General features: G+C 44.8%; 21 protein-coding genes, 4 tRNA genes and 1 pseudogene. 19 read left to right on the top strand and 7 right to left on the bottom strand.

Going from position 1 to position 23729, the window contains the following annotated elements:
• The first annotated feature begins 36 nt into the window (after positions 1-36).
• Entirely contained in the window at positions 37-2016 is a 1980-nt protein-coding gene (gene gdpP, locus MKY50_RS20970) for a cyclic-di-AMP phosphodiesterase GdpP (RefSeq protein ID WP_003242517.1), read from the top strand.
• Complete coding sequence (rplI, locus tag MKY50_RS20965; protein ID WP_003226915.1) at positions 2013-2462, top strand: 50S ribosomal protein L9; 450 nt, start codon at positions 2013-2015, stop codon at positions 2460-2462. Before gdpP ends, rplI begins: the two co-directional genes overlap by 4 nt.
• A gap of 36 nt (positions 2463-2498) precedes the next feature.
• Here the strand turns inward: rplI and MKY50_RS20960 are convergent, their stop codons facing one another.
• From MKY50_RS20960 to MKY50_RS20950, 3 genes are all read right to left on the bottom strand, one after another.
• Entirely contained in the window at positions 2499-4556 is a 2058-nt protein-coding gene (locus MKY50_RS20960; protein ID WP_341117257.1) for an ArnT family glycosyltransferase, read from the bottom strand.
• 105 nt (positions 4557-4661) lie between these two features.
• A complete protein-coding gene (locus MKY50_RS20955; protein ID WP_003226917.1) occupies positions 4662-5870 on the bottom strand; it encodes a CynX/NimT family MFS transporter in 1209 nt (402 codons plus the stop codon).
• 72 nt (positions 5871-5942) lie between these two features.
• Complete coding sequence (locus tag MKY50_RS20950; RefSeq protein ID WP_003242786.1) at positions 5943-6083, bottom strand: YycC family protein; 141 nt, start codon at positions 6081-6083, stop codon at positions 5943-5945.
• Between the two features lie 120 nt (positions 6084-6203).
• Here MKY50_RS20950 and MKY50_RS20945 point away from each other — a divergent pair, with 120 nt between their 5' ends.
• Entirely contained in the window at positions 6204-6407 is a 204-nt protein-coding gene (locus MKY50_RS20945) for a hypothetical protein (RefSeq protein WP_015250806.1), read from the top strand.
• A gap of 47 nt (positions 6408-6454) precedes the next feature.
• Here the strand turns inward: MKY50_RS20945 and MKY50_RS20940 are convergent, their stop codons facing one another.
• Entirely contained in the window at positions 6455-6655 is a 201-nt protein-coding gene (locus tag MKY50_RS20940; protein WP_003226922.1) for a DUF2188 domain-containing protein, read from the bottom strand.
• Between the two features lie 169 nt (positions 6656-6824).
• Between MKY50_RS20940 and dnaB the strand changes: the two genes are divergently transcribed.
• From dnaB to MKY50_RS20870, 14 genes and pseudogenes are all read left to right on the top strand, one after another.
• Positions 6825-8189: a replicative DNA helicase gene (gene dnaB, locus MKY50_RS20935; protein ID WP_003226923.1), complete on the top strand. Its 1365-nt coding sequence runs from the start codon at positions 6825-6827 to the stop codon at positions 8187-8189.
• A 121-nt stretch (positions 8190-8310) separates the two neighbouring features.
• On the top strand, positions 8311-8730 hold the full coding sequence (locus MKY50_RS20930; protein WP_015250809.1) for a VOC family protein: 420 nt from the start codon (positions 8311-8313) through the stop codon (positions 8728-8730).
• A gap of 205 nt (positions 8731-8935) precedes the next feature.
• Positions 8936-10228 carry an adenylosuccinate synthase gene (purA, locus tag MKY50_RS20925; RefSeq protein ID WP_003226929.1) on the top strand — a complete coding sequence of 431 codons (1293 nt, stop codon included), beginning with the start codon at positions 8936-8938 and terminating at the stop codon, positions 10226-10228.
• A 224-nt stretch (positions 10229-10452) separates the two neighbouring features.
• Positions 10453-10528 (top strand) — tRNA-Lys (locus MKY50_RS20920).
• Positions 10529-10537: 9 nt separating this feature from the next.
• A tRNA-Glu gene (locus MKY50_RS20915) sits at positions 10538-10609 on the top strand.
• 81 nt (positions 10610-10690) lie between these two features.
• Positions 10691-10767 (top strand) — tRNA-Asp (locus MKY50_RS20910).
• Positions 10768-10802: 35 nt separating this feature from the next.
• Positions 10803-10875: transfer RNA gene (locus MKY50_RS20905), tRNA-Phe, on the top strand.
• Positions 10876-11257: 382 nt separating this feature from the next.
• Positions 11258-11965 carry a cell wall metabolism DNA-binding response regulator WalR gene (walR, locus tag MKY50_RS20900; RefSeq protein ID WP_003244363.1) on the top strand — a complete coding sequence of 236 codons (708 nt, stop codon included), beginning with the start codon at positions 11258-11260 and terminating at the stop codon, positions 11963-11965.
• 7 nt (positions 11966-11972) lie between these two features.
• Positions 11973-13808 (top strand): cell wall metabolism sensor histidine kinase WalK, encoded by a 1836-nt coding sequence (gene walK / locus MKY50_RS20895; protein WP_009968432.1) that lies wholly within the window; start codon positions 11973-11975, stop codon positions 13806-13808.
• Entirely contained in the window at positions 13798-15165 is a 1368-nt protein-coding gene (gene walH, locus MKY50_RS20890) for a WalRK two-component regulatory system regulator WalH (RefSeq protein WP_341117254.1), read from the top strand. Before walK ends, walH begins: the two co-directional genes overlap by 11 nt.
• Positions 15152-15994: a WalRK two-component regulatory system regulator WalI gene (gene walI / locus MKY50_RS20885; RefSeq protein ID WP_029318542.1), complete on the top strand. Its 843-nt coding sequence runs from the start codon at positions 15152-15154 to the stop codon at positions 15992-15994. Before walH ends, walI begins: the two co-directional genes overlap by 14 nt.
• A 21-nt stretch (positions 15995-16015) precedes the next feature.
• Positions 16016-16810, top strand: coding sequence for an MBL fold metallo-hydrolase (locus MKY50_RS20880; protein ID WP_003226939.1), 795 nt, complete (start codon positions 16016-16018; stop codon positions 16808-16810).
• Positions 16811-16891: 81 nt separating this feature from the next.
• Positions 16892-18094 carry a serine protease HtrC gene (htrC, locus tag MKY50_RS20875; RefSeq protein WP_015250812.1) on the top strand — a complete coding sequence of 401 codons (1203 nt, stop codon included), beginning with the start codon at positions 16892-16894 and terminating at the stop codon, positions 18092-18094.
• A 20-nt stretch (positions 18095-18114) separates the two neighbouring features.
• A pseudogene (locus MKY50_RS20870) lies at positions 18115-18244 on the top strand (hypothetical protein).
• Here the strand turns inward: MKY50_RS20870 and MKY50_RS20865 are convergent.
• A complete protein-coding gene (locus MKY50_RS20865; RefSeq protein WP_015250813.1) occupies positions 18241-18741 on the bottom strand; it encodes a PepSY domain-containing protein in 501 nt (166 codons plus the stop codon). The pseudogene MKY50_RS20870 and the gene MKY50_RS20865 sit on opposite strands and share 4 nt — an antisense overlap.
• 160 nt (positions 18742-18901) lie before the next feature.
• Entirely contained in the window at positions 18902-19801 is a 900-nt protein-coding gene (locus MKY50_RS20860) for a PepSY domain-containing protein (RefSeq protein ID WP_341117253.1), read from the bottom strand.
• 211 nt (positions 19802-20012) lie between these two features.
• Here MKY50_RS20860 and MKY50_RS20855 point away from each other — a divergent pair, with 211 nt between their 5' ends.
• On the top strand, positions 20013-20696 hold the full coding sequence (locus tag MKY50_RS20855) for a response regulator transcription factor (protein WP_341117251.1): 684 nt from the start codon (positions 20013-20015) through the stop codon (positions 20694-20696).
• Entirely contained in the window at positions 20693-22159 is a 1467-nt protein-coding gene (locus MKY50_RS20850) for a sensor histidine kinase (RefSeq protein ID WP_341117250.1), read from the top strand. The genes MKY50_RS20855 and MKY50_RS20850 overlap by 4 nt, the downstream gene beginning before the upstream one ends.
• Here the strand turns inward: MKY50_RS20850 and rocR are convergent.
• On the bottom strand, positions 22141-23526 hold the full coding sequence (gene rocR, locus MKY50_RS20845; RefSeq protein ID WP_341117249.1) for an arginine utilization regulatory protein RocR: 1386 nt from the start codon (positions 23524-23526) through the stop codon (positions 22141-22143). The genes MKY50_RS20850 and rocR overlap by 19 nt on opposite strands.
• Positions 23527-23729: the final 203 nt, after the last annotated feature.

Raw genomic sequence — 23729 nt, 5'->3', positions numbered from 1 at the left:
ACATGAGTTTTACTCACATGGTGGGGAGTGATAGAAATGCCAAGCTTTTATGAAAAACCGCTGTTTCGGTATCCCATCTATGCATTGATTGCTCTGTCAATTATTACAATCCTCATCAGCTTTTATTTTAACTGGATATTAGGAACCGTCGAAGTGCTGCTGCTGGCAGTTATTTTGTTTTTTATTAAGCGTGCTGATTCTCTTATTCGACAAGAGATTGATGCTTATATTTCTACGTTGTCCTACAGGTTGAAAAAAGTCGGTGAAGAGGCATTGATGGAAATGCCGATTGGAATCATGCTTTTTAATGACCAATATTATATAGAATGGGCAAATCCGTTTCTTTCCTCTTGCTTTAATGAAAGCACTTTAGTGGGGAGATCACTTTACGATACTTGTGAATCGGTAGTGCCGCTTATCAAACAAGAGGTGGAATCGGAAACGGTTACATTGAATGACCGCAAGTTTAGGGTTGTCATCAAACGGGATGAGCGTCTGTTATATTTCTTTGATGTAACAGAACAAATTCAGATTGAAAAGCTATATGAAAACGAAAGAACCGTCCTGGCATATATTTTCCTTGATAACTATGATGATGTGACACAAGGATTGGATGACCAGACGAGAAGCACGATGAACAGCCAGGTGACATCTTTGCTGAACGCTTGGGCGCAGGAGTACGGGATCTTCTTGAAAAGGACGTCTTCAGAACGCTTTATTGCTGTACTTAATGAACACATCTTAACTGAACTCGAAAATTCGAAGTTTTCGATTCTTGATGAAGTGCGGGAAAAAACCTCGTTTGACGGTGTAGCGCTGACGTTAAGCGTCGGTGTCGGGGCTTCAGTTTCTTCCCTGAAAGAACTTGGCGATTTGGCGCAATCCAGCTTGGACTTAGCACTGGGACGCGGCGGAGACCAGGTAGCCATTAAGCTGCCAAACGGCAAGGTGAAGTTTTACGGCGGTAAAACAAACCCAATGGAGAAACGAACAAGGGTGCGGGCCCGCGTGATTTCTCACGCCTTAAAGGAAATCGTCACCGAAAGCAGCAATGTGATTATCATGGGGCATAAATTCCCCGACATGGATTCTATCGGCGCAGCGATCGGGATTTTAAAGGTGGCTCAGGCAAATAACAAAGATGGTTTTATCGTGATTGACCCAAACCAAATCGGATCAAGTGTGCAGCGTTTGATTGGGGAAATCAAAAAATATGAAGAACTGTGGTCAAGATTTATTACGCCTGAAGAAGCAATGGAAATTTCCAATGATGACACACTGCTTGTGATCGTTGATACACATAAGCCGTCACTCGTCATGGAGGAACGGCTGGTCAATAAAATTGAACATATCGTGGTCATCGACCATCACCGAAGAGGTGAGGAGTTTATCAGAGATCCGCTGCTTGTTTATATGGAACCATACGCTTCTTCCACAGCGGAATTGGTGACAGAGCTGCTTGAATATCAGCCGAAGCGTTTAAAAATCAATATGATTGAAGCAACAGCCCTATTAGCTGGTATAATAGTGGATACAAAGAGCTTTTCTCTCCGCACGGGCTCGCGGACTTTTGATGCGGCTTCTTATTTAAGGGCAAAAGGAGCCGACACGGTGCTGGTGCAGAAGTTCCTGAAAGAAACCGTTGATTCCTATATTAAACGGGCGAAGCTGATCCAGCATACGGTCCTCTATAAAGATAACATTGCGATTGCTTCTCTTCCTGAAAATGAAGAGGAATACTTCGATCAAGTGCTGATTGCGCAGGCTGCCGATTCGCTGCTGTCGATGAGTGAGGTTGAGGCTTCATTTGCGGTGGCGAGACGGGATGAACAAACGGTTTGTATCAGTGCGCGGTCGCTTGGCGAGGTAAATGTTCAGATCATCATGGAGGCCCTGGAAGGCGGAGGGCATTTAACAAATGCGGCGACTCAGTTGTCCGGCATTTCAGTTTCTGAAGCGCTGGAACGGCTGAAGCACGCCATAGATGAGTATTTTGAGGGAGGCGTACAGAGATGAAGGTTATTTTCTTACAAGATGTAAAAGGAAAAGGAAAAAAAGGCGAAGTCAAAAACGTAGCAGACGGTTATGCGCATAACTTTCTAATTAAAAAAGGCCTCGCGGTTGAAGCGAACGCGTCAAACATCAGCGCGCTAAACGGACAAAAGCAGAAAGAGAAAAAAGAAGCCATTGCTGAGCTTGAGCAGGCTAAGAGCTTGAAAGAGACATTAGAAAAACTGACTGTTGAGCTTAGCGCAAAATCAGGTGAGGGCGGCCGTTTATTTGGTTCAGTGACAAGCAAGCAAATCACTGAACAGCTCCAAAAAGACCATAACATTAAAGTAGATAAGCGGAAGCTTGAACTGCCGGACGGCATTCGTGCATTAGGATATACAAACGTGCCTGTGAAGCTGCATCCTGAAGTGCAGGCTGTGTTAAAGGTACATGTAAAAGAAGAAGCTTAATAGAAAAGAGGCTTGGATTCATCCAAGCCTCTTTTTTTATTCCACGAGATAAAGAGTTTGCTGGCTTTCTCCGCCAGGTCCTCCTCGCATTCCCTGCACGCTGTTTGTGCTGCTGGAGGAACCGCTGTACTCGTCAGATGTTATTTCTTTTCCGATTTTCTTAATCCAGGAAACAAGTTCGCTGTTGCCTGAATTGTTTTCTGGCAGAAGGAAGTATTTCACTTTGCCTTCTTTGATCAGTTTTTTCAGTTCAGACACAGTCAGAATGGGATCCGTGCCGTTAAATCCGCCCATTGCCATAACAGATTCATTTTCGTAAATGATGTATGGCGCAGCTGTTACGGTTGTCAAAGTAGCAAATAAGTATTCTTCGCCGGTATTGTGTTTTCTCAGATAGGACAGGAGCCCGCTGTCGACCTCTGAAGAGAACATGTTCCCGCCGTTTGCTGAGCCTTTGAGCTGCGGGCCGGATTCAGGAAGGACGCTGTTGCCACCGTATAGAAGCGGCGTTGCTGACCAGTAAACAGGTGTGAGAAGCAGAACGCACAAGCTGATGATGGTCAGCTGCTTACTGAACGTATGGCTGCGTTTAAGCATCATAAGTGCAAGGGAGATACCGAGTCCTAAGAGTCCTAGGACATACATCCACCCACTGCCGATTTGGCTTGTATAAGCGCTCAGAATATACACCTGGAACACGGCTGTGATCAGAACGGCTGCCGGCAGAAGATAGCTGGACCAGTCTTTATTGTTTTTATATAAGCGGTACATCGTATACCATCCGATACCAGAAAGGGCGGCAATTGGCGGTGCCAGCATAATCAAATAATACTGGTGGAAGAATTCTGCGATGCTGAAGAAACCAGCCACGGGAACAAGCCAAGCCGCCCAGAATAGCGTTTCTTTCATTTTAGCAGCATGTCCGCGGCGATCACGGTACCAGCTGACGATTGCGCCCAGTAATCCGATCAATGAGAATGGAAGCATCCAGCTGATTTGGCCGGAAAGTGCTGATTGGAAAAGACGAAGCGGTCCAGGATCACCGGTGCCGAACATATTCACGCTTTTTCCGCCTCCACCGCCAGGCCCTCCATTTCCAGGTCCGTTGCCACCTGTGGGAGGTGTGCCTCCGCCTCCATTGAGAGCGCCGGTTTGTCCGTTAGGCGGCTGAGGCCCCTGTGAATGGTTTCCGAATGATTGATTTCCGTTCTGAGAAAAAGATGAACCGTTGCCATTTGGCTCTTGCATGTTGTCTTGATTCTGCATGTTCCCTCCGCCAGGAGCATTCATATCACCCTTTGCAAGGCCCGTAGTTTGCCCAAGCAGACGCTCTGTGCCGTTGTAGCCAAAGGCCAGTTCTAGCACTGAGTTAGTCTGGCTGCTTCCTACATAAGGCCGGCTTGAGGAAGAGGCTGAATCCACTGCAATCGCCCATGAGAGTGAAAGGCCTGTCAGAAGGACAAGAGACAGAAGCAGGGACCCGATTTTTTTCTTCAGAGAAACCCGAGATGCAATCAGGTAGAATAACACAAATGCAGGCAATACCATAAACGCTTGCATCATCTTCATATTAAAGGCGAGCCCAATTAGGGCAAATGCCGTCAGCAGCCAAACCAGCTTGCCTTGTTTTACTGCCCGAAACAGGCAAGCTGAACCGAGCAATATGGTAAAAACGAGCATGCTATCAATATTGTTTGTCCGGCTGACAGCTACTGCGATAGGGGTCAGTGCCATGACAAGTGCGGCAATGCGGGCCGCTCCAACTCCAAAAGTCGGCTTGATCATTCTGTAGAGAAGGAATACAGACCCAACTCCGGCAAGAGCCTGGGGAATGATGACACTCCACGTGTGAACACCGAAAATCAGTGCGAAAATCGTTTGAATCCATAACACGACAGGAGGCTTATCTACTGTCACAAATCCAGAAGGGTCAAATGACGCATAAAAGAAATTATGGAAGCTTTGCGTCATGCTTTTTACAGCCGCCAAATAGTACTGGTTCGCTGTATCATCCTGCCAAATGTGATACGTATTCAAAAAAGCTGCTCCCAGCAAAATAAAAATAAGGGCTGCGTCGAATCGTTTGGTTTTCATCGTTTTTCACCTCTTTATGGTGTCTAATTGTAAAAAACAAATATGAAAAACTTATGAATAAACCATAAATATTCAAAGAAAAAAGCGGAGATATTTTCCCCGCTTTTATGCTGAATTTCTTTGTTTTTCTGACTGAAAAATGTATCGATCTCGTCCGGCTCCCTGTCCAGCTGCTCCCATTACGATCAGGGCAGCAATGAGAAGCACAATCGGCATCGTCCAAGAATGCGTCTGGTCAAAGAGATAGCCGACAAAGATTGGCCCGACTGCTGCCAGCAGGTAGCCGAATGACTGAGACATGCCTGACAGCGCAGCGGCCTGTTGGGCATTTTCACTGCGGAGACCAATCAAAGTGAGCGCCAGACTAATGCTGGAGCCTTGCCCGATACCGATAATGATCATCCAGATGGCAAGCAATGTATGGCTTCCGCCCGCTAATAATCCGCAGAGGCCGATCAGATAAACTGAGGCCAGCGCCGCAACGATACCGCGCTGCTGTTTCACACGGTCAGCTAAAACTGGTGTCAGAAAAGTGGAAGGCAGACTCGCAAATTGCATGAGTGATACCATCCATCCGGCTGTTGCCGTGTCAATCCCGTGTGAACGGAGGATTTCAGGAAACCAAGCGATGCTGCTGTAAAATAAAAACGATTGCAGGCCCATAAAGATGGTGACATACCATGCCATTTTGGAAGCCCAAATGGAACTGGATTGCAGCTTCATTGTCTGGTTTGCCGTATCTCGATGGCGCAGCTGAGGTATCCAGATCAGCAATGCAAGCAAAGCCAGCCCGCCCCATAAGAGAAAGGCTTGTTTCCATCCGCCATTCATCTGGGTCGCTAAAGGAACGCTGACACCCGATGCTAAAGCTGCGAATATATTCATTGATGTCGTATACAGGCTGATCATGATCCCTGGCTTTTCAGGGTATTTATGTTTGATTAAGCTTGGCAAAAGTACGTTACCAATCGCAATCCCGACGCCGATAAGTGCCGTTCCGAAAAACAAAGCGGCAGTATAACCGGTAGAACGAGTCAAAACACCGATAAGCAGTATCACGAGACCTAGCCATAAAGTTCGCTCATTTCCGAGGCGCTGTCCAAGCTTAGGTGCAAGCGGAGAAAGAACTGCAAACGAAAGCAGCGGCAGTGCGGTCAAAAAACCGGCTGCCCCATTGGACATGTGCAGCTCTGCCCGGATAGAGCTGATGACCGGACCGACTGAAGTGATCGCGGGCCGTAAGTTAAAGGCGATAAAGATAATGCCGGTGATCAGCCAAAATGATTGGATTTTTTTATTATGTGGATGTGGCAAAGCAGTTACTCCTCTTTTCTAACATATACATGATATTATCCCGAAACAGGTAAGCAAGTATGTGAATGAAGGCTATGATTTGTCCTCTTTTTGCAGTTCAGCCATTTTGGCAAGCAGAATATGCTGAGGCATATGCATGATCTGTTCAAGCGGCAGATTCAAGGACTCTGCAAGCTTTTGTGCAGTTTCAGCAGAAATTTGCAAAGGTCTCACAAAAGATCCCTCCTCTCTTCTGTCCATTGTACAAGAATCAGATGTGAAATGTAAGAAGATGTCACAAAGGAATAGAGCAATCGGAAAATGACCGTTATAAAAGAGGTAAGGAGGGTTCTTATGCACGCACCGTTATCCTTATTAAAACAAATGCTGAAGGAACACCAAATAGACACTGAAAAAGCTGTCACTTTCGAAGAATATATAGCAGTGAGGCTAAAGCTTCAGGAGCTGATGGGGAAATTTGCTTCGATCGGGGAGTGGGATCTGTATCAAAAAGCGGCAGATTTGATGATGCACATAGGCATCCAATGGATGAAATAAACCGATAACCGCTAAAAAACCCTCGCTGCAGCGAAGGCTTTCATTCATTAAAATGAGTGTTCTTCTTCCACATTTTTAAACTGGTCATAAATTACAAGCTTAGACGGACTGTTTTCCTTAGCCACCTGTTTGGCCTTTTCAATAGCGGCGTCTTTAGACGTATACAAAGCTGTCGGCGCTACATTCTCCACCTCAATAAACCAGCCGTCCGCATCAACATTAGGCGTAATCGCATATTTCTTTATCATCTTTCATTCCTCCCTCATGTTTTATTGCATTTTTCCCGCCTTGTTACTGTCCGAAACGATCCAATCTGCTAACTGAAAAAAACAGGAAACAGACAATTTTTCTATTTTTTTTCTGTAGAAATGGTAGAATGGAGGTTGGAGATTTTTTAATGAGAGGACGGTGCTTAGCATGACAGACCTTCTGAATGACCGGCTTCCTCCGCAAAATATAGAAGCCGAACAAGCCGTGTTAGGCGCTATTTTTTTACAGCCGTCTGCTTTAACACTGGCTTCAGAAGTATTGATTCCAGATGATTTCTATAGAATGTCCCACCAAAAAATCTATAATGCGATGCTGGTGCTCGGTGACCGAGGTGAACCGGTTGATCTGGTGACAGTAACATCAGAGCTTGCGAACACAGACCTGCTGGAAGAAGTAGGCGGCATTTCATATTTGACAGATATCGCAAACTCGGTGCCGACAGCGGCTAACATAGAATATTACGCGAAAATCGTTGAGGAAAAATCGATTCTTCGCCGATTAATCAGAACTGCGACAACGATTGCTCAAGACGGGTATACCCGTGAGGATGAGGTCGAGGATTTGCTCAGTGAAGCGGAAAAAACGATTATGGAAGTGGCACAGCGCAAAAACACGAGTGCCTTCCAAAATATTAAGGACGTCCTTGTCCAGACCTATGATAATATCGAACAGCTTCATAATCGAAAAGGTGATATCACGGGAATTCCAACAGGGTTTACGGAGCTTGACCGGATGACTGCGGGTTTCCAGCGCAACGACTTGATCATTGTGGCTGCCCGTCCATCAGTAGGGAAAACAGCCTTTGCCCTGAACATCGCACAAAACGTGGCGACAAAGACCGATGAGAGCGTAGCAATTTTCAGTCTTGAGATGGGTGCCGAGCAGCTCGTTATGCGTATGCTCTGTGCCGAGGGAAATATCAATGCCCAGAATCTCCGTACAGGTAACCTGACCGAAGAGGATTGGGGCAAGCTGACGATGGCAATGGGAAGCCTATCGAACAGCGGGATTTACATCGACGATACACCAGGTATTCGAGTGAGTGAAATCCGTGCCAAGTGCCGCCGCTTGAAGCAGGAAAGCGGGCTGGGCATGATTTTGATCGATTACCTGCAATTGATTCAGGGAAGCGGTCGTTCAAAGGACAACCGTCAGCAGGAAGTATCTGAAATTTCCCGTGAACTGAAGTCGATTGCGAGGGAGCTGCAAGTCCCTGTTATCGCGCTTTCTCAGCTTTCCAGGGGTGTTGAGCAGCGTCAGGATAAACGTCCGATGATGTCTGATATCCGGGAATCAGGAAGTATCGAGCAGGACGCGGATATTGTCGCGTTCCTTTATCGTGATGACTACTATGACAAAGAAACCGAGAATAAAAATATTATCGAAATTATTATCGCCAAACAGCGTAACGGCCCGGTAGGAACCGTGTCTCTTGCGTTCGTAAAAGAATACAACAAATTCGTCAACCTGGAACGGCGTTTTGATGACGCAGGCGTTCCGCCCGGCGCATAAGCCCCAAGAGCTGCTCTTGGGGTTTTTTTTCATTCGAAAGATGGAAGAAATACCGTTCGCTCAGCGGATGAAAATTTGAAAGCGTTTTAATAAAATGGTGCAAAAAGGAGATGGTAACAATATGGGAAAACGTTTTTCGTCTTTTCACGCAGCGCAAATCCGAATTGCGCGTCCTACGGGCCAGCTTGATGAGATTATTCGTTTTTACGAAGAGGGACTGTGTTTGAAACGAATAGGAGAATTTTCAAAGCATAACGGATATGACGGTGTCATGTTCGGCCTTCCTCATGCCGATTATCATTTAGAATTCACCCAGTATGAAGGGGGAAGCACTGCCCCCGTTCCCCATCCCGACAGCCTTCTTGTTTTTTATGTGCCGAATGCAGATGAACTGGCAGCGATCACTTCAAAGCTAAAGCACATGGGCTATCAAGAGGTCGAATCAGAGAACCCGTACTGGAGCAATGGGGGCGTAACGATAGAGGACCCGGATGGCTGGCGGGTCGTTTTTATGAATTCAAAAGGGATATCAGGCAAGTGATTCTTTCTTGTGCTAAAGGGTGAAAGTTTCGCAAGCTTTTTATGACAAAGCAGTGAGAAAACGCTTATAAAACGAATGGAAGCGAACGAATATAGATTTACAATAATTTAATGTTCGGATTTACAATTGACTTTCTGTTTCTTCACTGATAAACTTGATTTGTTTGAATAGAATCGTTTTGAAAGGTTAACGGAGGTGCACGGACATGTCTTCAGTAGTTGTAGTAGGTACGCAATGGGGCGATGAAGGAAAAGGTAAAATTACAGATTTCCTATCAGAAAATGCAGAAGTGATCGCCCGTTATCAAGGCGGAAATAACGCAGGGCATACAATCAAGTTTGACGGAATCACATATAAGCTTCATTTAATCCCGTCTGGAATTTTCTATAAGGATAAAACGTGTGTAATCGGAAACGGAATGGTTGTAGATCCGAAAGCATTAGTCACAGAGCTTGCGTATCTTCATGAGCGCAACGTGAGTACAGATAACCTGAGAATCAGCAACAGAGCTCACGTGATTCTGCCGTATCATTTGAAATTGGATGAAGTGGAAGAAGAGCGTAAAGGGGCTAACAAGATTGGCACAACGAAAAAAGGAATCGGCCCTGCTTACATGGATAAAGCAGCCCGCATCGGAATTCGCATCGCGGATCTGTTAGACCGTGACGCGTTTGCGGAAAAGCTTGAGCGCAATCTTGAAGAAAAAAACCGTCTTCTCGAGAAAATGTACGAGACAGAAGGGTTTAAACTTGAGGATATCTTAGACGAATATTATGAGTACGGCCAGCAGATTAAAAAATATGTTTGCGATACATCTGTTGTCTTAAACGATGCTCTTGATGAAGGGCGCCGTGTATTATTTGAAGGCGCACAAGGGGTTATGCTCGATATCGACCAAGGAACATACCCGTTTGTTACGTCATCTAACCCGGTTGCCGGCGGTGTCACGATCGGTTCTGGTGTCGGCCCGACCAAAATCAAGCACGTTGTCGGTGTATCAAAAGCATATACGACTCGTGTCGGCGACGGTCCTTTCCCGACTGAGCTGAAAGATGAAATCGGCGATCAAATCCGTGAAGTCGGACGCGAATATGGAACAACAACAGGCCGCCCGCGCCGTGTCGGCTGGTTTGACAGCGTTGTTGTCCGCCACGCCCGCCGTGTGAGCGGAATTACAGATCTTTCTCTGAACTCAATTGACGTCCTAACAGGAATTGAAACGTTGAAAATCTGTGTGGCGTACCGCTACAAAGGCGAAATCATTGAAGAATTCCCAGCAAGTCTTAAGGCACTTGCTGAATGTGAGCCGGTATATGAAGAAATGCCAGGCTGGACTGAGGATATTACAGGTGCGAAGAGCTTGAGCGAGCTTCCGGAAAATGCGCGCCATTATCTTGAGCGTGTGTCTCAGCTGACAGGCATTCCGCTTTCTATTTTCTCTGTCGGTCCAGACCGCTCACAAACAAATGTCCTTCGCAGTGTGTACCGCGCGAACTAAATAGAATATGCCAACAAGCCCCTATTTAAGGGGCTTGTTTTTTGTTTGAAAGCCGCATATAAGTTGGTCTGAGAAAAAAATATGAAAAAAAACCAAAAAAGTTATTGCCACTTCTATTTGTTCGTGATATTATAAATCTCGTTGTTACGGAAACTGCTTCAATAGAGTACAAGATGAGAACTAGATTTAAGTCGTTTGCTCTATAGAAATTCCGACATCTTTAAGAGCCATTAGCTCAGTTGGTAGAGCATCTGACTTTTAATCAGAGGGTCGAAGGTTCGAGTCCTTCATGGCTCACCATTTCGTGAAGGCCCGTTGGTCAAGCGGTTAAGACACCGCCCTTTCACGGCGGTAACACGGGTTCGAATCCCGTACGGGTCATTGATTTACTTTAGCGTTATTGCTAAATTCCTTATTTGTCTGTGAGAGCTGACACGACAGCTCTCCGGGCAATTACTGTAAGGTCCGGTAGTTCAGTTGGTTAGAATGCCTGCCTGTCACGCAGGAGGTCGCGGGTTCGAGTCCCGTCCGGACCGCCATTTTACTTTACTTAGTAGAGAAAAATAAAACATTTGGCTCGGTAGCTCAGTTGGTAGAGCAACGGACTGAAAATCCGTGTGTCGGCGGTTCGATTCCGTCCCGAGCCACTTACCAAACGCATCTGCAATCGTAGGTGCGTTTTTTCTTTTAGGAAAAAGGCAAACATGAGGAGTGTTATAATAGAAGAAAAAGGGAGAACCGGCCCTGCGGCCGGTTCAAAGAAGAAGACGTCATTGATAAAGACGCACTCCGGTGAGGGGAGGTTTCAATAAAGTTATCTTTTTTAAAAAAAGTTGACCAGCATGACAATAGATAAACAACTGGCGATAAAGGTGAAACATGTGTTTTTTTTCTAAACCTTTATTTTTTTTATCTTTTGACCTTAAACCGTTATAATAGACAAGGACCCATTCTTTCATGGGCCATAAGTGATGAAACGAATGTTATATAGATGAAATGAAGTCATTCGGCAGGAGGAAAATCAAAATGATGGATAAAAAGATCCTTGTAGTAGATGATGAAAAACCGATTGCAGATATATTGGAATTTAACTTAAGAAAAGAAGGCTATGAAGTGCACTGTGCCCACGACGGAAACGAAGCCGTTGAAATGGTAGAAGAGCTTCAGCCTGATTTAATTCTTTTAGATATTATGCTCCCGAATAAAGACGGCGTTGAAGTATGCCGCGAAGTCAGAAAGAAATACGATATGCCAATCATTATGCTGACGGCTAAGGATTCAGAAATTGACAAGGTTATCGGGCTTGAAATCGGTGCTGATGACTATGTCACAAAACCATTCAGCACACGCGAGCTCTTGGCGCGTGTAAAAGCGAACCTGCGCCGCCAGCTGACAACAGCGCCTGCGGAGGAGGAGCCTTCCTCTAACGAGATTCATATCGGCTCTCTCGTCATCTTCCCTGACGCGTACGTTGTATCAAAACGAGACGAAACAATCGAATTGACTCATCGTGAGTTCGAATTGCTTCATTATTTAGCAAAACATATCGGACAAGTGATGACCCGTGAACATTTGCTTCAAACCGTTTGGGGCTATGATTACTTCGGCGATGTCAGAACGGTTGACGTAACAGTCCGCCGGCTTCGTGAAAAAATCGAGGATAACCCGAGCCATCCAAATTGGATCGTCACACGCCGCGGTGTAGGTTATTACTTGAGAAACCCAGAACAGGACTAATGCCCATATGAATAAGGTTGGTTTTTTTCGGTCGATCCAATTTAAGATTACCTTGATTTATGTGCTTTTGATTATCATTGCCATGCAAATCATTGGTGTGTATTTTGTCAATCAGGTAGAGAAGTCGCTGATCAGCTCTTATGAACAATCGCTGAATCAGCGAATCGACAACCTTTCTTATTATATCGAACAAGAATATAAGAGCGATAACGACAGCACCGTCATAAAGGATGACGTCAGCCGTATTTTGAATGACTTCACGAAAAGTGATGAGGTTCGGGAAATTAGCTTTGTAGATAAAAGCTATGAAGTGGTCGGTTCTTCAAAGCCGTACGGTGAGGAAGTGGCTGGGAAACAAACGACCGATCTGATTTTCAAAAGAATTTTTTCTACCAAACAGTCGTATTTAAGAAAATATTATGACCCGAAAAGCAAAATCAGAGTTCTTATTTCCGCGAAGCCCGTCATGACTGAAAACCAAGAGGTTGTGGGCGCGATCTACGTTGTCGCGAGTATGGAAGATGTCTTTAATCAAATGAAGACGATCAACACGATACTGGCGTCCGGCACAGGTTTGGCACTTGTTTTGACGGCTCTTCTCGGTATTTTTCTGGCAAGAACCATTACCCACCCGCTTTCAGATATGCGAAAGCAGGCGATGGAGCTTGCGAAAGGGAATTTCTCGAGGAAGGTTAAAAAGTACGGGCATGATGAAATTGGGCAGCTGGCCACAACGTTTAACCACTTAACGAGAGAGCTTGAAGATGCCCAGGCGATGACTGAAGGAGAACGCAGAAAGCTAGCCTCTGTCATTGCCTATATGACAGACGGCGTAATCGCCACAAACCGAAATGGAGCGATTATTCTCTTAAACAGCCCGGCGCTGGAGCTGTTGAACGTTTCACGTGAAACAGCCTTAGAAATGCCGATTACGAGTTTGCTGGGGCTTCAAGAGAATTATACTTTTGAAGATTTAGTGGAGCAGCAGGATTCTATGCTGCTTGAAATTGAGCGCGATGATGAATTAACGGTGCTTCGCGTGAATTTCTCTGTGATTCAAAGGGAACACGGCAAAATTGATGGTTTAATCGCTGTCATTTACGATGTAACCGAACAAGAGAAAATGGATCAGGAACGCAGAGAATTCGTTGCGAATGTATCACATGAGCTGCGGACGCCGCTTACGACAATGCGCAGCTATTTAGAAGCGTTAGCTGAAGGCGCGTGGGAAAATAAAGACATTGCTCCGCGCTTCTTAATGGTGACGCAAAATGAAACAGAGCGTATGATCCGACTTGTCAATGATCTGCTTCAGCTGTCGAAATTTGACAGTAAGGATTATCAATTTAACCGGGAATGGATTCAGATTGTCCGGTTTATGTCGCTTATTATTGACCGTTTTGAAATGACAAAAGAGCAGCATGTGGAGTTTATCCGCAATCTGCCGGACAGAGATCTGTACGTCGAGATCGACCAGGATAAAATTACGCAGGTGCTCGATAATATTATTTCTAACGCTTTAAAATATTCACCGGAAGGCGGACATGTCACGTTCTCGATTGATGTCAATGAAGAGGAAGAACTTCTCTATATCAGCGTGAAGGATGAAGGGATCGGCATTCCGAAAAAAGATGTCGAAAAAGTCTTTGACCGCTTCTACAGGGTGGATAAAGCGAGAACGAGAAAGCTTGGCGGCACCGGTCTGGGATTGGCGATTGCCAAGGAAATGGTACAGGCGCACGGCGGAGATATTTGGGCGGACAGCATAGAAGGAAAAGGCACGACGATTACATTTACTCTTCCATATAAAGAGGAACAAGAGGATGATTGGGATGAAGCGTGAAAATATAAAAACGATATTACTTACGGTACTCGTCGTCATCAGTCTTGTTTTTACATGGGGGATATGGACGTTCCAGCCAAACTTTTCTGAAGGCTCATCCTCAACAGAGTCTACTGTTCGTGTAAAACATAAAATCGAAAAAACCACCCAAAAGCTGTCTGAAACGGTAAGGCCAAGGGACATGTTTATCCATGATGACGGCGCTCATTATAAAGTGGATGACAATGCCCTCTATGAAGAAATTTGGTCTGACTTGCCGCATTGGGATGTAAAAGGAATTAAAGATATTTCGGATCAGTATGACAAGTCTGGATTCAAGAGCTGGTTTTATGGAATAGGCGGTTCTGAAGCCAAGCTTGACTTGCAATTCAGCGATACGATTCCGATTGATATTTTCCAAACGCTGTTTAAATGGTCTAATCAGTCGTTTGAATACAGTTCGTTTGACCATATTCTGATCCCGTTCAATGAAACAAAAGCGAACAAGAAAATCTATTTGGTGTCATACAGCAAGCAGCTCATTCTTGAAGTGACGGTTGAATCAGCAAACTACCGGAACATTATGAACGACTTGAAAAACAGGCAATCAAATATGCCGGCGTTCAGTTTGTTCTCCATTGGCTCAAAGAAAGAGTTCTTGCTGCCGAACAAACCGCTTACGATGGACAAAAAAGAATTTGTCACAGAATCGATTAAAACAAATACCTTTAAGCAGGCTTTGTTTAGCGATCCGAGCATCGTAAGGGAAGATTCGAATTACAACAACAGAAATGTGCTGACAGATGGGATCAGCCGTTTAGATGTGAATCTAAGCCAGCGACAGGTGCAATTCCAGCAGCGCAATTTGGTGCAGAGCACATCCTATCAAACAGGTGAGTTAATCAAAAAGAGCCAAAAATACCTTGAGGATACCGGAAGCTGGACGGATCACTATCAATTTTTCAGTATCAATGACAGCCAGCAGCTGAGTTTCTATATCTTTATGGATCAGATCCCGGTCATTAACAGCACCACCAAACCTTTCGGAGCGACATCGGCGATTACGGTGCAATGGGCGAATGATGATATTCTCAGCTATAAGCGGCCGAATTACAGTCTCGGAACGAATCCAATTAAAACAAGTGAAACAGAGCTCATGAGCGGCAGCGAAGTGAAGATGCTGCTTTCTAAACAAACCGCTTATGATACGGACAAAATTGATCAGATCTTCCTTGCTTATCAATTGGTATCAACATCAACCAACGATGATCCTCTCGTTGAACTGGAACCGGTTTGGGCGATGAAAGTAAATGGAAAAATTGTGCCGATTACAAAGGATTTATTGAGGAAGGAGGGGGCTAACAGTGGAGTGGAATAAGACAAAATCAATCTTCATCGTTGCCTTCCTCATTTTAGATATTTTCTTAGGCTATCAGTTTTTTCAAAAATGGCAGGCTACCGGCAAAGAATATGAAGTCATTAAAAATGATGTCGAGCATGACATGAAGGCCGATCATATCACGTATGAAGGCTTGAATAAGGAAGCGACAGAAGGCTATCGGATCACGGCAAATCAAAAAGCCTTCACCAAGGAGGAAATTGAGGCGCTGAAGGATCAAAAGCCTTTGATGGACATGCCTAGTGATGATCATAAAGTAACGAGCCTGAAAATGAAGTTTGCAAATCCAATAGCCCTATCAAAGAAGGATATCGAGGACGATGCTCAGGCACTTGTTTCTTCAAAGATTCAAGATGGCGAAAAATATAAGCTTTGGAAGGTTAATAAATCGAAGAAAGAAATTATTTTCTTCCAAACGTACGAAGGCCATTATATTTACCAAAAGACCGATAATCCCGCTAATATGATCGGGCAAGTGGTATTGCACTTAAACGGTAAAAACGAGGTTGTGTCGTACGACCAGACAACGCTTGAGACCTTCAAGCAAATCCAGAAAGAAAGCTTAATTACTGAAATGGATGCGGTTGAGCTATTGTACTATCAAAATCAATTAAAAGAATACAGCACTGTGAAGAGCTGTAAATTCGGCTATGTAGCACAATATCCGCTGACAAGTACGCAGGTGCTGGCGCCGGTATGGAGAATTACGGTCGAGTATGAGAAAAAAGTGAACGGTGAGAAAAAGACAGTACAAGAGTATTTTACTGTGAATGCTTTGGAGAGTACGATTTTAGATACAGATCAATGAAAATAATGGAGTGAGACAAACATGAGCTTGCAATTTAGCGTACTTGCGAGCGGGAGTACGGGAAATGCGTTTTACCTCGAAACAGAGGATCACGCATTTTTAGTGGACGCCGGTTTGAGCGGAAAAGCCATGGATGGGCTGATGGCGCAGATCGGGCGTAAGCTGGATGATGTAGACGGCATTTTTGTGACGCATGAGCATAGTGACCATATTAAGGGCCTTGGTGTCGTCGCCAGAAAGTACAAGCTTCCGATCTATGCGAACGAGAAGACTTGGAAAGCGATGGAGAATCAAATCGGCAAAATTGACACCGATCAAAAGTTTGTATTTCCGATGGAGACGGTAAAGTCGTTCGGCGGACTTGATGTTGAATCGTTTGGCGTCTCCCACGATGCGGCGGAACCGATGTTTTATGTGTTCCATTATAACGGCCGAAAGCTCGCGTTAATGACAGATACGGGATATGTCAGCGACCGAATGAAAGGCATTATCCGTTCAGCGAATGTATTTGTGTTTGAAAGCAATCACGATGTCGGTATGCTGCAAATGGGGAGATACCCATGGAGCATTAAGCGGCGGATTTTAAGTGACGTCGGGCACGTGTCAAATGAAGATGCTGCCTTGGCGATGACGGATGTCATTGGCGATGAGACGTCTCGTATTTACCTGGCGCATTTGAGCCAGGACAACAACATGAAGGAGCTGGCAAGAATGTCCGTGCAGCAGACATTGGCTTCTAAAGGATTTGTGACGGGTGAGACATTTGACTTATACGACACTGATCCGAAGAAGGCCACTCCGCTTTGCGCTGTATAATTTTTCTATGTAAATCATGACTATTCTAGGAGCTTCTAACCCACAATATAACCATATTAACGTTCTTGGAAAGGATGGAATATGGTGGATTACGAACGTGAGGAAGAACATACTACTCCTGAACAGCCAAAGAGAAGTAAAAAAGGATATTTTCTTTCTAGCCTGATTGGTGTGATTGTCGGTGCCGTATTAATGGCGTTTATCATGCCGTATCTTTCAAATGAAGGGCTAGATACGGGCGCTTTAGATCAGCAGCAGAACAATAATGGCCGGGAATCAATCAGGACGGTGAATGTCAGTGTCAACAATACGGTCACCAAGATTGTCAGCAATGTGTCGCCCGCCGTTGTGGGTGTTGTGAACATCCAAAAATCAGATATACGGGGAGAGAGCGGCGAGGCTGGGAGCGGCTCTGGCGTCATCTATAAGAAAAATGACCATTCCGCTTATGTCGTGACCAACCATCATGTCATCGAAGGCGCTTCCCAAATTGAAATCAGCTTGAAAGACGGCTCACGTGTATCAGCTGATCTTGTCGGCAGCGACCAGCTGATGGACCTTGCCGTTTTACGGGTGAAAAGCGATAAGATTAAAGCAGTCGCCGATTTCGGAAATTCAGATAAAGTGAAGTCTGGGGAGCCGGTTATTGCGATCGGGAACCCGTTAGGCCTTGAGTTTGCTGGCTCTGTCACACAAGGCGTCATCTCGGGTACGGAGAGGGCGATCCCAGTAGATTCAAACGGTGATGGACAGCCTGACTGGAACGCAGAAGTCCTGCAAACAGATGCGGCCATTAACCCTGGGAACAGCGGCGGCGCTTTGTTAAATATGGATGGGAAGGTCATTGGCATCAATTCAATGAAAATTGCCGAGTCGGCGGTTGAAGGGATTGGCCTGTCGATTCCATCTAAGCTCGTGATCCCTGTGATAGAGGATTTAGAGAGATACGGAAAGGTCAAACGCCCGTTCCTTGGCATTGAGATGAAATCCCTAAGCGACATCGCAAGCTATCATTGGGATGAAACATTAAAGCTTCCTAAGAACGTCACCAATGGAGCGGTTGTGATGGGTGTAGACGCCTTTTCACCTGCCGGAAAAGCGGGGCTGAAGGAACTGGATGTCATCACGGAATTTGACGGATACAAAGTAAATGATATTGTTGACCTGCGAAAACGGCTTTATCAGAAAAAAGTCGGTGACCGGGTGAAGGTGAAGTTTTACCGCGGCGGAAAAGAAAAATCTGTAGACATCAAGCTGTCCTCCGCAGACCAATTAGGAAGTTAATCAAAACAGTCTGGCATCGTTTGCCAGGCTGTTTTGATATGCAAAAAAACTGAACGGGGGTCACGCCCGTTCAGTTGAAAAGGATATATCGAATATGAAGAAAAATACAAGATGGATGTTACACGTGAAACAGCAGCAAATGGCTGTTAACTGCAAATACCTCCATTCTCAGCATTCACTTTAATGGTTTGTACCGTGTGGTTGCTGGCTGTGATGGTGATGATGTACACATAGGTGCCATTTTCTTTCTTCAATGCAGAAGATGTGACGGTGCCTATGCACTTGTTCAACGCAATGCTTTGTGCTTTTGCTTTTGTGATCGCGGCTTGTTTATTTTCAACGTGATGCTTGACGATTTTTCCGCTGCTGCAGTTAATGTTAAAGGTGTGAATTTTGCCATCCTCACCAAGCACTTTAATGACATAGACATAAACGCCATCTGCTTTCTTCATTTGTGCTGATTGAACTGCGCCTTTGCACTTCTTTAAAACGACAGTTTTTGCTTTAGAGAGCGTAATAGAAGCCTGCTGCTGGGTTTGAACTTTAGCAGTGTCCTCTTTATGCAGAACAGCCGCGTGTGCGGATGATAAAGAACTGATTGAAATGACCGCGCCTAAAGCAGCTGCAGAACATATTTTCATATTCATTTGTAGGTCCTCCTTAGAAAAAGAACTGAACGCGGGTCACACACGTTCAGTTTAAAAGAGTATTTAGAAAAAGGTAGACATGAACTTAGAACTTTGTGTTAAAACAAGACTGGTGTTATACGTTGAATTTCAGTTATTTTACTGCTGGCAAGCAGTTATTTTATTTGCAAATGCTTCCGTTTTCAGCGTTCACTTTCACTGTATGTTCAGTGTGGTTTTGGGCAGTGATTTTAAACACGTAAACGAATGTGCCGTTTTCTTTCTTCAAATCAGTAGATTTCACTGTGCCTTTACATTTATTTAGTGCAATTTGATGTGCTTTTGTTTTTGTAACGGCTGCGTTTTTCTTTTGCACTTCTTGTTTTACGATTTTACCGCTGTCACAGTTGACATGAATTTTATGAGTTTTTCCATCTTCGCCAAGCACTTTGACAACGTAGATGTATGCGCCGTTTTCTTTCTTCAGTTCAGAAGATTGAACTGCGCCTTTGCATTTGTTGAGTGCGATTTGATGCGCTTTTGTTTTAGAAAGATGTGCTTGTTTCTTTTGCTCGTGTTTTGCGACTTTGCCGTTTTCTCCATTGATATGGAACGTGTGAAGGCTTCCGTCTTCACCCATTACTTTCACGACGTAAGCGTAAACACCGTTTTCTTGCTTCAGCTCAGAAGATTGAACCGCACCTTTGCAGTTTTTCAAAGCGATCGATTGGGCTTTTGTTTTGCTGATATAGCTTTGTTTCTTTTGAACATCATGTTTCACAACTTTGCCGCTGTTGCAGTTGACGGTCATCGTATGCTGTTTGCCGTCCTCACCGAGAACTTTCACAACATATACGTATGTGCCATTCACTTTCTTCATTTGGGCCGTTTGAACAGTACCTTTGCATTTGTTCAAAGCAACCTGTTTTGCCTTTGCTATTGTGATGGAAGCCTGTTGCTTCGTCTCAACCTTCGTTGATGTATCATCCTTTTGAATGACAGCGGCGTGAGCAGAAGTGAAAGAACTGATTGAAATAATCGTTCCCAGTGCAGCTCCTGATAAAACTTTAGTGATATTCATGTGAGATTCCTCCTTTATTTCATTGTTGGCTGTACCAACTAAGGCAATTGTATAGGCCGAAGCTGAAAATCAAATGAGGGCTGGCTGAAAACTTGCTGAATTCAGCTGATTTTTAGGGAAGATTCAGTTTGTTTTCAGGTAAAAACGAATAATAGGAGGGGAAGGGAAAAAACTAATCAGAGGTTTATGCCAACTAAGGAGAGAGCACAGCATGAATAGGATGAAAGGCATCAAGATTTTGCTCGTGGACGATGAACCGGCGATATTAGATTTTTTGACAATGGGTCTTGAAAATGAAGGCTTTGAAGTGAAGACAGCAGCTGACGGAATGACAGCGATGAACACCGTAAAGACATTTCAGCCGCATGTGGCCATCTTGGATGTGATGATGCCCGGAATGGATGGACTGGAAGTATCGAGGATGATGAAAAAAACCGGCCATACCGCCGTTATTATGCTTACGGCCAAGGATGAGGTGGGGGTTCGGGTAAAAGCGCTGACAGAGGGCGCTGATGATTATATGATCAAACCCTTCAGCTTTGAAGAGCTGCTGGCGCGAATCTATGCGAGAATTCGGGATCACTTTCCCTACCTGTTTGAAGAATTCGCGCTCGGTCCGTTTCGAATTGATGATCGGCGCAGAGAAATCCGCTATCAGGAAGAGGTGCTCAAGCTTTCAGCAACAGAATACGAGCTTTTAAAGTTTTTGGTGCTGAATCACGGCCTTGTGCTCAGTAAAGCAAGGATTCTGGATAAAGTATGGGGGTATGATTTTTATGGAGAAGAGAATATTGTTGAAGTGTACATTCGTTCCTTGCGGGAAAAATTGAATGACAAAAAGCATGAAGTGATCCGAACGGTTCGGGGTGCGGGCTATCGGGTGGATATTGAATGAAAAAACGATTCAAAACACTGCGCTTTCAGCTTTTATTCCGTTCATTATGCATTCTCGTTCTTCTATTGGTGTTTGTCGGCGCTATGCAATATGTGTTTGGAAAACGCCTCTTATATGAAAACCGAGCTGTCAGCATTCAAAGTTATATCAACTCAACGGAGCCAACCATCTGGAATAATATTAAAACATACAAAAGCCATCCCGACAGCTCGGAAAAGTCAGATGGTGCTGTCCGTCCCGCCTTTATCTATCCGGGCGTGACCATTGTTTTTATCGATAAGAAAACAAAAGACAGTACGGTATTGTCGACCGATCCATATGCGGGAGCACCGCCAACAGTGAAAAAAAGTGTATATGATGAGGCATTAAAAGATACGATGGCCTTGCATTACAAAATCACGAAAAATGAATCCGGCGAGGAAGTGCTGATTGTGTTTCAGGCTATTACTATTGATGGAAAAGAAGCAGGCGTGATCCAAATGAGCACTTTAACAGAACCACTGAAGGACGTACTGCTCCGGCAAATCAGCATTTATTCCACGCTCTCGCTGGTTGCGCTCCTGCTCGGGCTTTTCACGTTCTTGCCTGTGGTCAGACATACGCTTAAACCGTTATCACAAATGGTACATATGATGGGAGAAATCAATGCAGGAAATTTGAATAAAAGGCTTCCTGTATATCGAAAACAAATGGAAATCGACACGCTCGCCATTTCGTTTAATCGCATGCTGGAGCGGATTGAAACGTCATTTAAAGCAGAAAAAGAAGCGAAGGAGCGCATCCGGCAATTTGTATCAGACGCTTCACATGAATTGAGAACGCCTTTAACGTCCATACACGGCTTTATCGAAGTGCTGCTGCGTGGCGCCGCGCTTCAGTCGGAGCAGAGAGATAGGGCGCTGAATAGTATGTATGAAGAGTCGAAGAGAGCCACTCGGCTGATAGAGGGTCTGTTGTTTTTAGCAAAAATTGATCGGGTGCCGAGCTTTGAAATGAAGAGAGGAAATCTCGATGTGCTCATAAGGGAAATGGAGCCGCAGCTCAGTCTGCTTGCAAAAGAAAGAAGACTGCAGCTGTGGCTTGAGGATGATGCTGAAGCGGTGTTTGACAGAGATAAGATGAAACAGGTCATTTTGAATTTGGTTTATAACGCGGTGCAGTATACAAATGAGAAAACCGGTGCCATCACCATCTCTCTGCAAAGAGGCAGTGACGGCGTGAGGTTGATGATAGCGGACAACGGCACAGGCATCGCGCCGGAGCATTTGCCGCATTTATTTGACCGGTTTTACAGGGCAGACCCATCCCGCTCCCGGAAATATGGAGGGTCGGGATTGGGTCTTGCCATAACGAAATCGATTATCGACAGCCACAATGGGTCGATTGACGTGAAAAGTGAAATAGGCAGAGGCACTGTTTTTCTGATTAGGCTTCCTGCCCCGGATTATTCGTTAGACGAGTGAGAAAATTTCTTCAGCCGATATTGGAGGCTTTGTCTGCTGATGCCAAGCTCCTGAGCAGCTTTCGAGATATTATGGCCGTGTTTTCTTAACACGTTCTCTATCACATATTTTTCGAAGCTTTCCAATTTTTCTTTTAAGTCCGCGGCTGGCTGGTGTCTTGGTGTTTCCGGCTCTGGGATGTCAGCCGGCTTGATTTTCATTCGGTATTGATAGGGCAGATGGGAAGCCGTAATCGTGTGCTCGTCCGTCATGAAATTCATTGCGCCTTCGATCATATGCTCAAGCTCGCGAATATTTCCCGGCCAGTCATAAGAAAGGAAAAATTGTTTCACGTCATCGCTGATGTGTTCAACATTCATTTGGAACAGATGGTTGTTTTTCTGGATGAACTCCGACGCGAGAAGCAAAATGTCTTCTTTTCGTTCCCGAAGCGGCGGGATGATCAGCGTCACGACACTCAGCCTGTAATACAAGTCCTTCCGCATTCGTTCGCCTGCAATTGCATCAATTGGATCTTCATTCATCGTGGCAATAATACGTACGTCAATCGGTGTATCCTTTGTTGAACCGATGCGCCTGATTTTCCGCTCTTGAAGGGCGCGCAGCAGCTTCGCCTGAAGGCTGAGATTCAGCGAGTTGATTTCATCTAACAGCAGCGTCCCGCCGTGGGCTTGTTCAAACAGGCCAGGCTGGTCGACAGCGCCGGTAAACGCGCCTTTTTTCGTCCCAAACAAAATGCTTTCCACAAGGCTGTCTGGCAATGCCGCACAGTTTTGCGAAATAAACGGGCCGCCAGAACGATCGCTTCCATTATGGATACTTTGCGCGAACAGTTCTTTTCCCGTGCCGGTTTCGCCTGCGAGAAGGACAGATGATGACGTACGGGTTGCCCGCTTGGCGTTTTCGATGACGTCTCGAATGGCCGGACTGGTGCCGAGAATACTGTCAAACGTATAGGTTGTGCTGCCTTTTTTGTTCATATTCTCCCTGATCAGCCGTTCAAGCTTTGTCACATCCTTGGCAATTTCAACGGCGCCCCTGATTTTGCCGTCTTGGACGATGGGATATGTATGATTGATCGTCGTAATTTCCTGGCCCTTATTATTGAAATAGCTCTGTTTGACGTTTTTAATCGTCTTGCCTTCCTGAAGAGCCTGTACCAGTGTGCTGTCCTGCTGCTTTGAAAACATAAACACATCCATCAGGTTTTTATTCAAGACGTCATGCTTCTCCATATCTTCAATCTGCATCATTTTATTGTTATAAACGATTGTGTTTCCATGCTCGTCTACCACGTGCAGGCCAACATCGATTTCATCTAAAATACTCTGAAAAACCAATGTGAGGAATTCGCTGTCTTTGACCACTGTATGAACCTCCCTCAATTATTTTCTTAATATTGCTTCTATTTTATAAAAAAACGGAGAGGATATGCAAAAGAATTTTGCACTTAGGATTTGTATTACAGTTAATCCTAATATCGTTTTATCGTAAAGGAAGGAAATACTGATGTTGTATATTGACTGGAAAAATAAAATGTTTTATTATTTAGGTAAATATCTAAATCCTA

It is taken from the genome of Bacillus sp. FSL R7-0685, assembly GCF_038002425.1.
In the GTDB taxonomy this organism is placed as follows: domain Bacteria; phylum Bacillota; class Bacilli; order Bacillales; family Bacillaceae; genus Bacillus; species Bacillus subtilis.
Note: the sequence above shows the minus strand (reverse complement) of the source record. Positions and strands in the feature narration are given on the sequence as shown.